Origin of the sequence: Streptomyces sp. ITFR-6 (assembly GCF_031844725.1) — a bacterium.
Lineage (GTDB): Bacteria > Actinomycetota > Actinomycetes > Streptomycetales > Streptomycetaceae > Streptomyces.
Genome location: NZ_CP134612.1, coordinates 3581604 through 3594167, shown reverse-complemented (window position 1 = coordinate 3594167; position 12564 = coordinate 3581604). Strand labels below are relative to the sequence as shown.

The window sequence follows — 12564 nt, the reverse complement described above, 5'->3', positions numbered from 1 at the left end:
TAGGCATGCCGCAGACCGAAGGTGCACGACTGTTCCGGGAAACCTGGATCGCGGGAGTGCACCAGCACTTTCCCGGGGAGCCGAAGGCCGGTTACGTCACTCCGTGGGCAGACACCCCGCAGTGGGAGCGCGAGGCCGCAGGCTCGGTCTACGACCAGGTCCGGCAGTTCGTCGAGATCAGCGGCGGCCGCACGTCGAGGCTGTCCCGCGAGCAGAAGAGCCGGTTCGTCGCGACGTGCTGGACGGCACAGATGTTCAAGCACTTCGAGGAGCCGAAGCCGGGCTACGTGGCGGACTGGCCCGACCTGCCGTCCTGGCAGCAGGAGACGGACGCCGACATCTTCGAGGCCATCGAGAAGGCGTGCAGCTGATCATCGCTGGATGCCGGTGGGGGCAGAGCGTCGACCGATGGGCTTATCCACGGTGACGCCGGACGGTCCGCAGCCCGCAGCCCGCAGCCCGCAGCCCGCAGCCCGCAGGCCTCAGCCTTCACGGCAGCAGCCGTTGCTCCTTCGCCACGGCTACCGCTCCGGCGCGGGTGTCGACGCCGAGCTTGTCGTAGATGCGGCCCAGGTGGGTCTTGACGGTGGCCTCGCTGATGAACAGGGCGCGGGCGATGTCGCGGTTGCCCAGGCCCCGGGAGAGCTGGCCGAGGATGTCGCGTTCGCGGTCGGTGAGGGTGGGCAGCGGTTTGCGCATGCGGGCCATGACGCGGCTGGCGACGGGCGGTGAGAGCGTGGTGCGGCCCTGGGCGGCGGAGCGGATCGCGGCGAAGAGTTCCTCGGGGCGTTCGGCCTTGAGCAGGTAGCCGGTGGCGCCGGCCTCGATGGCGCGGGTGATGTCCGCGTCGGTGTCGTACGTGGTGAGGACCAGGACGTGGGCGTCGTCGGTGGCGGACACGATCCGGCGGGTCGCCTCGACGCCGTCGATGCCCTCGCCCAGCTGGAGGTCCATCAGGACGACGTCAGGGGTGAGACGGGTGGCCAGGGCGACGGCCTCCTCGCCGCTGCCTGCCTCGCCCACCACCTCGATGTCGGGTTCGCTGCCGAGGAGGGCGAGGAGCCCGGCGCGTACGACGGCGTGGTCGTCGCAGAGCAGGATGCGGACGGGCCTGGGGGCGGGTGTGGGGATGGGCGGGTGCGCGGCGGTCATGCGGGGTCCCGGTTCGGTGGGGTGAGGGCGGTGGTCATGAGGGGTCCCGGTTCGGTGGGTGAGGGCGGTGGTCATGCGGGGGTCTGGGAGGTGTGGGCGGCGGACGGTCCGGCGGTGAGGGGGACGGTGGCGGTCACCACGGTGCCCTCGCCGGGTGCGGATTCGATGGTGAGGCTGCCGCCGAGCTGACGCAGCCGGGCGCGCATCGCGGGCAGCCCGTGCCCGCGTACCCCGCCCGGCTCCCCGGGGTGCGCGGCGGGTGCGAAGCCGTGGCCGTTGTCCGCGACGTCGAGGACGGTCCGGTCGTCGAGGTGGGTGAGGGTCAGGGCGGCCTCGGTGGCGCCCGCGTGCTCGGTCACGTTGGCCAGGGCGCCCTGGGCGATCCGCAGCAGCGCGGACTGCACCCGGTCGGGCAGCGCGGTGGCGGGTGCGCCCTCCACGTGGCAGCGGACGGTCAGCCGGCCCTGCGCCTGCGCCGTCTCGCGGACGGCGAGCGCGTGCAGTGCCGCGTCCAGGCCGCCGCCCTCCGCCAGGTCCGCCGGGGCCAGGTCGTGGACGAAGCGGCGGGCCTCCGCGAGGTTGCGTTCCGCGATGCCGGTGGCGGTACGGATGTGGCGGCGGGCGGTCGCCGGGTCGGTGTCCCAGGTGCGGTCCGCGGCCTGGAGCAGCATCTGCTGGCTCGACAGGCCCTGGGCCAGGGTGTCGTGGATCTCCATGGAGAGCCGCTGGCGTTCCGCGAGGGTGCCCTCGCGCCGTTCGGTGGCGGCCAGCTCGCGGCGGGTGCGCAGCAGGTCGTCGATCAGCTCGTTCTGCGTGGCGGCCTGGCGCTGCATGTGGACGAACACGGCGGTCGCGACGGCGGCGACAGCGGGCGGGGCGAGGATCAGGGTCGGGTCGAAACCGTCGGCCAGCCGCAGTTGCGCGGCGACCACGAACAGGGTGAGCAGCGCGACCAGGGCGAGCGCGGCGCGCGGCGGCAGGATGCGCAGCCCGGTGTAGAACAGCGGCACCGCGCACCACGCGAAGCTCGGCGCGAGGACGACCAGCACCATCCAGACGGCGACCAGCGCCCCCAGCCAGAGCAGGCTGCGCGGAGTCGGGCGGGAGCCCAGCACCGGCCCGATCACGTACAGCGCGGCCAGGGCGACGGACAGCCCGATGATCCACGGGGTGCGGGCCTCGCCGGGGTGGCGCAGCAGGAACCGGGTCAGCGAGGCGCCCAGGAGCAGGAAGAACGCGGCGTGCATGAGCAGGGAGAGGCCCCGGGTGTCGTCCTCGGCTCGGCGGGTGGGCCGCGCCGAGCGGCTTCGACGCTTCACCTCTTACCCCCTTCTCCTGGCCGTGCCCCGTACCGCGCACTGTCGCTGACCTGCGCGGACACTCCATCGTCACCCCGAAGAACCCGGTCCGCATCAACCGATCGGCCGATGGGGCCGTCAGCCGTTCCGCGCGCGGTCTCCAGCCGGTACGCCGACCGTACGGCCACGGGACCGGCCCAAGGATGGAACGCAGACCACAGGAACACTCACGGCCACTCCAAGGAGCCCACCATGAAGAAGATGTCGCTGCGCACCCGTGTCCTGACCGGTGCCGTCGCCGCCGCCGCGCTCGGGGCCGGCACCCTCGGTGCCGTGTCCGCGAACGCCTCCGCCCCGGCCGCCGCGCCCGCCGCCGTCAAGGCCGACGCCGCGAACCGGAACCTCCAGCAGTCCACGCACCTGACCGTGGACGCCGCGTCGAAGGCCGCGCAGGCGGCCCTGGACGCGGCGGAGAAGGAGCACCAGAAGGTCGCCGTCTCCGTCGTCGACCGCAACGGCAACACCATCGTCACCCTGCGCGGCGACGGCGCGGGCCCGCAGGCGTACGAGTCCGCCGAGAGGAAGGCGTACACCGCCGTGTCCTGGAACGCGCCCACCTCCGAGCTGGTCAAGCGGCTGGCCCGGACCCCGAACCTCAAGGACATCCCTGGCACCCTGTTTCTCGCGGGCGGCGCCCCGGTGCAGGTCGAGGGTGCTCCGGTCGCGGGCATCGGAGTGGCGGGGGCGCCCAGCGGCGACCTCGACGAGAAGTTCGCGCAGGCCGGCGCGGCCGCCCTGGCCAAGTAGCCGGACCGGACTCAGGAGAGACACATGGACGCCCTCGATCAGCAGCTGCTCGACGCCGCGCGCACCGGCGACACCGATTCCGTGCGGACCGCGATCGAGGGCGGCGCCCGGGTGGACGTCCGCGACGAGGAGCTGCGCACCCCGCTGCTCCTGGCCGTCCACGGGGATCACGTCGAAGCGGCCCGGCTGCTCGTCGTGGCGGGCGCGGACCCCGACGCGCAGGACCGGCGCGAGGAGAGCCCCTGGCTGGCCACGGGCGTCACCGGCAGCGTCCCGATGCTGCACGCGCTGCTCCCGGCCGGGCCCGATCTGAAGCTCCGCAACCGGTTCGGCGGCATCGCGCTGATCCCGGCGAGCGAGCGCGGCCATGTCGCCTACGTGCGGGAGCTGCTCAGGGTCACCGACATCGACGTCGACCACGTCAACCGGCTGGGCTGGACGGCGCTGCTGGAGGCCGTGATCCTCGGTGACGGCGGCCGGGCGCACCGTCAGATCGTCGAGCTGCTGCTTGCCGCAGGCGCGACGCCGGGGCTGCCGGACGGCGACGGGGTCACGGCCCTGGAGCACGCGGAGCGCCGAGGCTTCGCGGAGATCGCGGCGCTGTTGCGGGACACCCGGTGAAAGCCGTCACACGGTCGGCACGGTGCCGGCATCCCCCTGATCCGACATTCCGCACATAGGATCATCGACGTGGATCACGGCTTCCCGACACGCGGCACGGCCCGTACTGCCCGCAGAACCGAACCCTCCAGGACCGCACCCTCCAAGGTCACGCCCGCCGCAGCCAGGATCGCCGTCCCGCTGCTCGCCCTCGCGCTCCTCGCCCCCGCCTGTACAGGCGGGGTGGTGGGCAAACCGGGCGCCCCCGGCGTACGCGACCCGTACTTCCCCAAGCTCGGCAACGGCGGATACGACGTCACGCACTACGGCCTCACGCTCGATGTCGACCCGGATGAGCAGACGCTGCGCGGCACCGCCGAGGTCACCGCACGCGCCACCCAGGACCTCAGCTCGTTCAACCTCGACCTGGACGGTCTCACCGTGGACTCCGCGACCGTGGAGGGCAGGCCGGCCGCCGTCAACCGGGCGGGCAGCGAGCTGACGCTGCGTACGGACCCGAAGGCCGAGGACCGGCTCCGCAAGGGCGAGACGTTCCACACCGTCATCCGCTACTCCGGCTCCCCGAAGACCATCACCGACCCCGACAAGTCGCAGGAGGGCTGGCTGCCGACCGACGACGGCTCCCTCGCCCTCGGTGAGCCGACCGGCTCGATGGCCTGGTTCCCCGGCAACAACCACCCGAGCGACAAGGCCACGTACGACGTGTCGGTCACCGTCCCCAAGGGGCTGACGGCGGTCTCCAACGGGGTGCAGACCGGGCCGCCGACGACGGAGCGGGGCCGCACCACGTACCGCTGGCACACCGCGGAGCCGATGGCGAGCTATCTCGCGGTCCTGGCCATCGGCCGGTTCGGGACGAAGACGTCCACGATGGCGGGCGGCATCACGGTGTTCACCGCCGTGGACCCGGAGTCGGCGGAGGCGAGCGCGCGGACCGTGGCCCGGATCCCCGAGGTGGTGACGTGGGAGGCGGAGCACTTCGGCCCGTACCCGTTCTCCGCCACGGGCGCGATCGTCGAGCGCGAGGGCGACGCCGGGTACGCGCTGGAGACGCAGACCCGGCCGTTCTTCCCCGGGCCGCCGAGCGTCGGGCTGCTGGTCCACGAGATGTCGCACCAGTGGTTCGGTGACTCGGTCACGCCCGCGAGCTGGCGGGACATGTGGCTCAACGAGGGCCCGGCGACCTACGCGGAGTGGCTGTGGGAGGAGGAGAAGGAGGACACCCCGGCCCAGGAGTCGTTCGACGAGGCCTACGCGGACGACGACAACTGGGCCTTCCCGCCCGCCGATCCGCCGTCCGCGGCCAACATCTCGGACCCGCCGGTCTACGGGCGGGGCGCCATGGTGGTCCACAAGATCCGCGAGGCGGTCGACGACGACAAGAAGTTCTTCGCGCTGCTCGCGGGCTGGACGAAGGCCCACCGGCACGGCAACGCCACCACGGCGGAGTTCACCGCCTACGTGGAGAAGACGACCGGCCTCGATCTGACGGAGCTGTGGAAGAAGTGGCTGTACGGCGAGAGCCGGCCCGCCGCGAACGGCTGACCGGCTCCCGGGAGCAACGGAGCGGGTGTTACTTCACGTTGACGCCGGTCCAGGCGGCGTCCACGGCCTTCAGCTCTGCGCTGTCCGCGCCGTAGAGGTCGGTCGCGGCCTTCTCGGTCGCGGTGCGGGCGTCCGCGTAGTCGGTGGAGGAGGTCATGTACTCGGAGAGGGCCTTGTACCAGATCTGGATGGCCTTGTCCCGGCCGATGCCGGTGACGGTGGAGCCGTCGGAGGTCGGGGAGTCGTAGTCGACGCCGTTGATGGTCTTCGCGCCGCTGCCCTCGGCCAGCAGGTAGAAGAAGTGGTTGGCGACACCGGACGAGTAGTGCACGTCCTCGTTGCCGACGCTGCTGCTCCAGTAGTCGGCCGAGCCGCCGTCCTTGCTCGGCTCGTCCATGTAACGCAGCGGGGTGCCGTCGCCGTTGATGTCGATCTTCTCGCCGATGAGGTAGTCACCGACGTCGGTGGCGTTGTCGGCGTAGAACTCCACCGAGGTGCCGAAGATGTCGCTGGTCGCCTCGTTGAGGCCACCGGACTCACCCACGTAGTCCAGGTTGGCGGTGGACGAGGTCAGCCCGTGGCTCATCTCGTGCCCGGCGACGTCGAGGCCGGTGAGGGCGCTCTTGTTGTCGGCGCCGTCGCCGTACGTCATGCAGAAGCAGCTGTCGTCCCAGAACGCGTTGACGTACGCGTCGCCGTAGTGGACCCGGGAGTACGCGGCCTTGCCGTCGCCCGCGATGCCGTCGCGGCCGAGCACGTCCTTGTAGAAGTCCCAGGTCTCGGCGGCGCCGTAGTGGGCGTCGACCGCGGCGGTCTGGCGGTCGTTGCCGGTGCCGTCGCCCCACGTGTTGTCGTCGTCGGTGACCAGGTCGCCGGTGCCGCTCTCGCCCTGGTTCAGGTCGTACGTCTTGTGGCCGCCCCGGTCGCCGTCGGTCAGCTCGAAGCCCGAACCGGACTCGGTGGTGGACAGGTCCACCTTGCCGCTGTACTGGCTGTTGCCGACTCCGGCGGTCTCGATCTCCTCGTAGCTGTGCAGGACCTTGCCGGTGGTGGCGTCGGTGAGGATGCGCTTGCGGCTCGGGGTGCCGTCCTTCTGCACCCCGGTCTTCGTCGATTCGAGTGCGAGTACCGGCTTGGAGCCGCCCGCCCAGATCACCTTGCGGGCGCCGGCCACCGTCTTGATCTTCGCCGTCGTGGACGGCACGGATATCTTGGCGTCCGTCGCCTTGGTGACGCTCTTGAGCTTGCCGTTGCTCGCGGTGTGGGTGACGAGGTCGCCGCCGATGACGGGCAGTCCGGCGTAGGTGCGCTCGTAGCGGGTGTGGACGGTGCCCTTGGCGTCCTTGATCACGTCACGGGCGATCAGCTTCTCCTTGCCGCCGAGCTTGAGCGTGGCTGCGGTCGAAGAGGCTTCGGTCTGGGCCGACTTGATGGCCGTGGTGCGCGCGGCGGCGGCGCTGAAGGCGGGGGAGGAGGCGGAGGAGCCGTTGTCGGGGGCGGCCGTCCGGGCGTTCGCGGTACCGGTCTGCACTCCGACGACGACCATCGCGGCCACGGCGGCCAGGGCTGCGGCGCGACGGGTGTTCATGTGGGGGGTCATGGGTTCTCCGTTGCTCGTTCCGTGGGGGGTTACGAGCGGAGAGCGTGCCACCGAATGACCGACATTGACGGTGTACCAACAATTACCTCACAATTTTTTGACCAGTTCTTGTCCGACTGGGGTACATCTGTGTCCGCTATCCGGCGGACTTCCATCGATTGGGCAAAACCGGGTGTCGTGCGCCGCGTTGGGGAAGATCGATGGTATGGCGATCAGTGGTGTGCGGACACGCCGGAGCCCCCGGCCGCAGGACGTTCGGCCGGGGGCTCCGGTGAAGCGGTGGGACGGAGCGTCAGAGAGTGACGCCGAAGTCCTGCGCGATGCCGCGCAGGCCGGAGGCGTAACCCTGGCCGACGGCACGGAACTTCCACTCGGCACCGTTGCGGTACAGCTCGCCGAAGACCATGGCGGTCTCGGTGGCGGCGTCCTCGCTCAGGTCGTAGCGGGCGATCTCGGCGCCGCCGGCCTGGTTGAGGATGCGGATGTAGGCGTTGCGCACCTGGCCGAAGTTCTGGCTGCGGGTCTCGGCGTCGTAGATCGACACCGGGAAGACGATCTTGTCGATGTCCACCGGCAGGCCCGCCAGGTTGACGTTGATCTGCTCGTCGTCGCCATCGCCCTCACCCGTGACGTTGTCACCGGTGTGCACGATGGTCTGGTCCGGCGTCGCCTTGTTGTTGAAGAAGACGAAGTGACCGTCGGAGAAGACCTTCCCGGCGGCGTTGACCGCGATCGCGGAGGCGTCGAGGTCGAAGTCCGTGCCGGTGGTGGTACGGACGTCCCAGCCGAGGCCGACCGTGACGGCGGTGAGGCCGGGGGCCTCCTTGGTGAGGGAGACGTTGCCGCCCTTGGACAGGCTTACTGCCATGGGAAGTCCCTTTCATCTGTCGTGTGCGGGCTTCGTGTCGTCACGAAGCTACCGTCACCCTTCATAACGCGGACAAGGGACCGAGAGGTTCCTTCCGCCTTTGCTTTCTTTACCGAACGGTCCCGGGGTGCGACCGCGCGACCGTCGTAAAGAAGGTGACGAACACCCGGTGGGCCAGGGAACATGGGTGTCATGTCCGGGCCCTATGTCATCCGCGGTGCGGTCTCCCTGCCGGAGGCCGAGCTCATGTGGCGTTTCTCGCGGTCCTCCGGGCCCGGAGGGCAGCACGTCAACACCACTGACTCCCAGGTCGAGCTGCGCTTCGACCTCGCGGCGACCGAGGCGCTGCCCGAGGTGTGGAAGGAGCGCGCCCTGGAGCGGCTGGAGGGCCGGCTGGTCAACGGGGTGGTGTCGGTCCGCTCCTCGGAGCACCGCTCGCAGTGGCGCAACCGCGAGACGGCCGCCGTACGGCTCACCTCACTGCTGGCCGAGGCCACGGCACCGCCCCCCAAACCGCGCCGCAAGCGCAAGATCCCGCGCGGCATCAACGAGCGCAGGCTGCGCGAGAAGAAGCAGCGCGGCGACACCAAGCGCGGCCGCTCCGGGCGCGACTGGTAGAGCCGGGGGCCGAGGCCGCCGAGCGCGGTCAGCCCAGCCGCCGGTAGCGCCCCCGGAAGTACGTCAGCGGGCCGCCGTCCTGGGTCGGCAGCTGCGCACTGAGCACCCGCCCGATCACCAGCGTGTGGTCACCCGCCACGACGCGCTGCTCCGTACGGCACTCCAGCGTGGCGAGCGCGCCCCCGGCCAGCGGCGCCCCCGTGATCTCCCCGCGAACATAGGGGATGTCCTCGAACAGCAGCCGGTCGCTGATCCGGCCCTTCATGGCGAACCGCCCGGCGATGTGCCGCTGGCTCTCCGACAGCACGGAGACCGCCCACAGCGGCTGCTCCGCCAGCAGGTCGTCCATCCGTGAGTCGTTGCGCAGGCTCACCATGACCAGCGGCGGGTCCAGCGAGACCGACATGAAGGCGGTCGCGGTCATCCCGACGTCCTCGCCGCGCCCCTGCTCGTCGAGCGGTGGCTCCTGGGCGGTGACCAGCACCACGCCGGCGGCCAGTCGGGCAAGGGCACCACGGAACTCGTCGTTGCTCACCCCCTCAGCATGGGGGACGGGCCGGGAACGCGGGGCGGGGGGCTTCGTCTGCAACACACCGGGCACGCTAGTCGTGCACGGGCCGGCGGCGCATCGGGCCAGGGAACCAGCCAGGTCCTAGGACCTGCCGGAGAGCTGGAGGTAATCCTTTACTATCTGTTGTGACTTGCCTCACAGGGTGCGATATTTGTTGACCCTGTGTACCGGGTGAACAGCTCACTGTGATTCAGTGGCCGTGACACTGCAGTAAGTACGTCAAGTACGCCGATATGAAACCTGGAGTGCTGTCGAGGTCTCGGGGAGTGCGAGCGATGGAGGCCGAGTCGGAGCCGTACGTCCGTCTTGCGACGATGCGGCAGCTGCACCAGGCCGTGGCCGATCTCAACACGGCGCGGAGCCTGGCCGACACACTGCAGACCGTGGCCGACGGAATCGTCACTGGTCTCGGCTACGAGCTGGCCTGCGTCAACCTCGTCCGTCCCGACGGTGACCTCGTGGTCGCCGCCTTCGCCGGGAACAGCGCCGCGGAGGCCCTGATCACCGGCCGCGTCGGCTCCCGTACCTCCTGGGAGCGGCGGCTGGCCATGGGCGAGATATGGGACGAGCTCCGCTTCATACCGCACACCGACGGCTGGGTCCTCCTCGACGACGACGTCCCGCAGTGGCACACCGAGGGCCCCGAGCCCCGCTTCGAGGACGAGTGGCACCCGCAGGACCGGCTCTACGCCCCGATGTACGCCTCCGGCGGCGGCTCCGACCTCCTCGGCGTCATATCCGTCGACCGCCCCCGCAACGGCCGCCACCCCGGCGCCTGGGGCCGCGAGGCCCTCCAGATGTACGCCTCCCAGTCGGCCATCGCCATCAGCAACGCCAGGCTCCGGGCCAACATGCAGCGCGCCCTGGTCCGCCTGGAGCGGGAACAGCAGGCGCTGCGGGCCAGCGAGGAGTCCTTCCGCCAGGCCTTCGAGTACGCCCCCAGCGGCATGGCCATCGCGGAGATGGGCGGCGACCAGCACGGCCGGCTGCTGCGCACCAACGACGCCCTGTGCCGGCTGCTCGGCCGCCCCGCCTCCGTCCTGCGCCGCTACTCCTTCGCGGACCTGGTCCACCCCGAGGACATCGGCACCCTGCTCCGCACCTCCGCCGAGGGCGGCCGCGCCGAACTGCGGCTCGGCCGCCGGGACGGCACCTACCTCTGGGTCTCGCTGCGCAACTCCGTCGTCGCGGACACCGCGGACGGGCCGCGCTTCCTGCTCACCCACGTCGAGGACATAGAGGAGCGCAAGCGCCACGAGCTGAACCTCGCGCACCGCGCCTCGCACGACGCCCTCACCGGCCTGCCCAACAGCGCCGAGCTGCGCTCCCGGCTCAGCGCCCGGCTCTGCGAGCGCCCGCACGCGATGGCGTCCACCGACGTACAGGCGCTGGACGCGGCGTACGGCGATGTGGACGAGGCCCGGCTGCACGGCTTCCCCGCGGACGGCTTCGACGCCGGGACGGGCGTCGGCCCGTACGACCACCATGTGCATTCCGTCGCACCCGACACCGGGCAGGACGACGGCTCGAAGGGCCTCGCGGTCCTCTTCTGCGACCTGGACGGCTTCAAGTCGATCAACGACCGCTTCGGCCACCACACGGGTGACGCGGTCCTCATCGAGGTCGCCCGCCGGCTCACCACCTGTGTCCGCGACGGCGACACCGTCGCCCGGCTCGGGGGTGACGAATTCGTCGTGCTCGCGGACGGCCTGGGCTCGGCGGACGCCGCGGACCTGGCCGTACGCCTGCGTAACGCCATCATTCCGCCCATTCGGGTCGACGGCCGGGCGGTCCGCGTCGGGGCGAGTTTCGGCATCGGCTGGGCCGCCTGCGGCATGACCGCGGAGGAAGTGCTGCGCTCCGCCGACCAGCGGATGTACGTCGAGAAGCGGTCCCGCTCGAAGGTTCACCGCAGGGCCGGCTGACGTTCGCCGGGGCGTTGTGCGGGTACCCCGCCCCGGTCCCCGCCGCACCTTCGGCAATTCTTGGGCTGGTCCGTTCGGGGTAGGCTCGGCCGGTCGGCGTGGGCTGACGGTATACGGCGAGTGGCCGACGACATGGTGAGGAGTGACCCAGGGATGGCCGGGAACAACGGCGCGAGCACACCCGAGGACGACGACCCGTTCGGCTACCTCTACGAGGACGGGCGAGCGGCCGGCGCGCAGCCGCCCGGTCAGGGTGGGCAGGGGGGCTACGGCTATCCGGGTCCCGCCGCGCAGCGCGGGGTGCCGCGTACCTCGTACAACCAGGTGCGTACCGTCGGTGAGCGCCAGTACGGCCAGCAGGTGCCGCAGCAGGGGGCGTACGGCTACCCGCCGCAGGCGCAGAACAACGCCCAGTACGGTCAGCAGCAGGGGCAGTACGCCCAGCCGCAGCAGGGCCAGTACGGGCAGCCGAACGCGCAGTACGCGGCCCCGGAGACGTATCCCGGCGCCCCCACCTCCCAGGTCCCGCACCAGGGCGGCCGGGGCAACGGCGGCGGTCCCGGCAAGGGCGGTCCCAACACCAAGGGCCTGCTGATCGGTGCGATCGCGGTCGTCGCGGTCGTGCTCATCGGCATCGGCGCCGCCCTGATGACGGGCGACGGCGACAAGGACAAGAAGAACGAGGACGCGGCGTCCTCCTCCTCCGGCGCTGCCGGCGAGGTCGAGGAGTCGCCGAAGCCGCAGCAGTCCAAGACCTCCGAGGCTCCTCCGGAGCTCCCGAAGCAGGACGCGGTGTCGCTCAAGCTCGGCGGCACAGCGGCCGTGGAGAAGAGCGTCAAGGGCGCCGAGGGACCCGGCGGCGCCTATGTCTCCGGTTTCAACGCAGTCGGATCCTCCGTGACGTGGCAGGCCGCGATGGAGAAGGCCGGTGCGTACCGTCTGACGGTGCGCTACTCGATCCCCGGCAAGGACGCCAACGCAACGTTGACGGTCAACGGGAAGCCGAACTCGCAGCCGATCGGGCTCAAGGACTTCGTCCATTCCTCGGACCCGAACTGGGAGAAGAACTGGCAGACCACCTGGGCACCCGTCGACCTGGTCAAGGGTGAGAACGAGATCGGTATTTCGTGCCAGGACGGCAACCAGTGCGACGTGATCCTGGATTGGCTGGAGGTCACGCCGGCGAATGGTTAGCCCATGGCGGGCGAACCGCTTGTGGCCTCTCCTGGCTTCCGAACCGGGAGAGGCCACGCTTGTATTCTCTGTGCTGGGTCATCAGCGGCTGCAGTGCAGATGCCGCCTCTTGCAGGGCCTTACGGGACAGCCCTTCCCCGACCACCCGCAGATGTTCCCTTCCGGGCAGGTATTGGGGTCAGCCGCCACGGCCGGTGCGGCGAAGGTGCCGACCGGCAGCGTGCCGACCACAGCCACGGTCGTCAGACTGTTCCTGAGCATGCTCATGCGGGCCCCCTCTCTCCGGTGACCTCGACACGGGCGTCACCCGAGGGCTGCCCCGCGCCATCTACATCCTTGGCTGATTCCCCGCACACGGCTACTCG

12 protein-coding genes are annotated in these 12564 nt (G+C 70.8%); 7 read left to right on the top strand and 5 right to left on the bottom strand.

Annotation, left to right across the window (positions count from 1 at the left end; genetic code table 11):
* Positions 1-5: 5 nt before the first annotated feature.
* Positions 6-371, top strand: a complete 366-nt coding sequence (locus tag RLT59_RS16300) for a hypothetical protein (protein WP_311304067.1) — start codon at positions 6-8, stop codon at positions 369-371.
* Between the two features lie 118 nt (positions 372-489).
* On the opposite strand, the gene RLT59_RS16295 is transcribed toward RLT59_RS16300, so the two are convergent.
* Both RLT59_RS16295 and RLT59_RS16290 read right to left on the bottom strand, forming a co-directional pair.
* Positions 490-1152 (bottom strand): response regulator, encoded by a 663-nt coding sequence (locus RLT59_RS16295; protein ID WP_311304066.1) that lies wholly within the window; start codon positions 1150-1152, stop codon positions 490-492.
* 71 nt (positions 1153-1223) lie between these two features.
* Positions 1224-2471 (bottom strand): sensor histidine kinase, encoded by a 1248-nt coding sequence (locus RLT59_RS16290; protein WP_311304065.1) that lies wholly within the window; start codon positions 2469-2471, stop codon positions 1224-1226.
* A 231-nt stretch (positions 2472-2702) separates the two neighbouring features.
* On the opposite strand from RLT59_RS16290, the gene RLT59_RS16285 reads away from it, so the two are divergent.
* The 3 genes from RLT59_RS16285 (at position 2703) to RLT59_RS16275 (ending at position 5423) form a co-directional block, all read left to right on the top strand.
* Positions 2703-3257 carry a GlcG/HbpS family heme-binding protein gene (locus RLT59_RS16285; protein ID WP_311304064.1) on the top strand — a complete coding sequence of 185 codons (555 nt, stop codon included), beginning with the start codon at positions 2703-2705 and terminating at the stop codon, positions 3255-3257.
* A 24-nt stretch (positions 3258-3281) separates the two neighbouring features.
* Positions 3282-3878, top strand: coding sequence for an ankyrin repeat domain-containing protein (locus RLT59_RS16280; protein ID WP_311304063.1), 597 nt, complete (start codon positions 3282-3284; stop codon positions 3876-3878).
* Positions 3879-4058: 180 nt separating this feature from the next.
* A complete protein-coding gene (locus RLT59_RS16275) occupies positions 4059-5423 on the top strand; it encodes a M1 family metallopeptidase (RefSeq protein WP_311307747.1) in 1365 nt (454 codons plus the stop codon).
* A 28-nt stretch (positions 5424-5451) separates the two neighbouring features.
* On the opposite strand, the gene RLT59_RS16270 is transcribed toward RLT59_RS16275, so the two are convergent.
* Both RLT59_RS16270 and RLT59_RS16265 read right to left on the bottom strand, forming a co-directional pair.
* The gene (locus RLT59_RS16270; protein ID WP_311304062.1) at positions 5452-7023 is read right to left on the bottom strand and encodes a M4 family metallopeptidase; all 1572 of its coding nucleotides are present in this window, start codon (positions 7021-7023) and stop codon (positions 5452-5454) included.
* A 292-nt stretch (positions 7024-7315) separates the two neighbouring features.
* Positions 7316-7891 (bottom strand): TerD family protein, encoded by a 576-nt coding sequence (locus RLT59_RS16265; protein WP_311304061.1) that lies wholly within the window; start codon positions 7889-7891, stop codon positions 7316-7318.
* A gap of 183 nt (positions 7892-8074) precedes the next feature.
* On the opposite strand from RLT59_RS16265, the gene arfB reads away from it, so the two are divergent.
* Positions 8075-8509, top strand: a complete 435-nt coding sequence (gene arfB, locus RLT59_RS16260) for an alternative ribosome rescue aminoacyl-tRNA hydrolase ArfB (protein WP_311304060.1) — start codon at positions 8075-8077, stop codon at positions 8507-8509.
* A 28-nt stretch (positions 8510-8537) separates the two neighbouring features.
* On the opposite strand, the gene RLT59_RS16255 is transcribed toward arfB, so the two are convergent.
* Entirely contained in the window at positions 8538-9044 is a 507-nt protein-coding gene (locus tag RLT59_RS16255) for a flavin reductase family protein (protein ID WP_311304059.1), read from the bottom strand.
* A 311-nt stretch (positions 9045-9355) separates the two neighbouring features.
* Between RLT59_RS16255 and cdgB the strand changes: the two genes are divergently transcribed.
* Both cdgB and RLT59_RS16245 read left to right on the top strand, forming a co-directional pair.
* Complete coding sequence (cdgB, locus tag RLT59_RS16250; protein ID WP_311304058.1) at positions 9356-11005, top strand: diguanylate cyclase CdgB; 1650 nt, start codon at positions 9356-9358, stop codon at positions 11003-11005.
* Between the two features lie 153 nt (positions 11006-11158).
* Complete coding sequence (locus RLT59_RS16245) at positions 11159-12199, top strand: CBM35 domain-containing protein (protein WP_311304057.1); 1041 nt, start codon at positions 11159-11161, stop codon at positions 12197-12199.
* Positions 12200-12564: the final 365 nt, after the last annotated feature.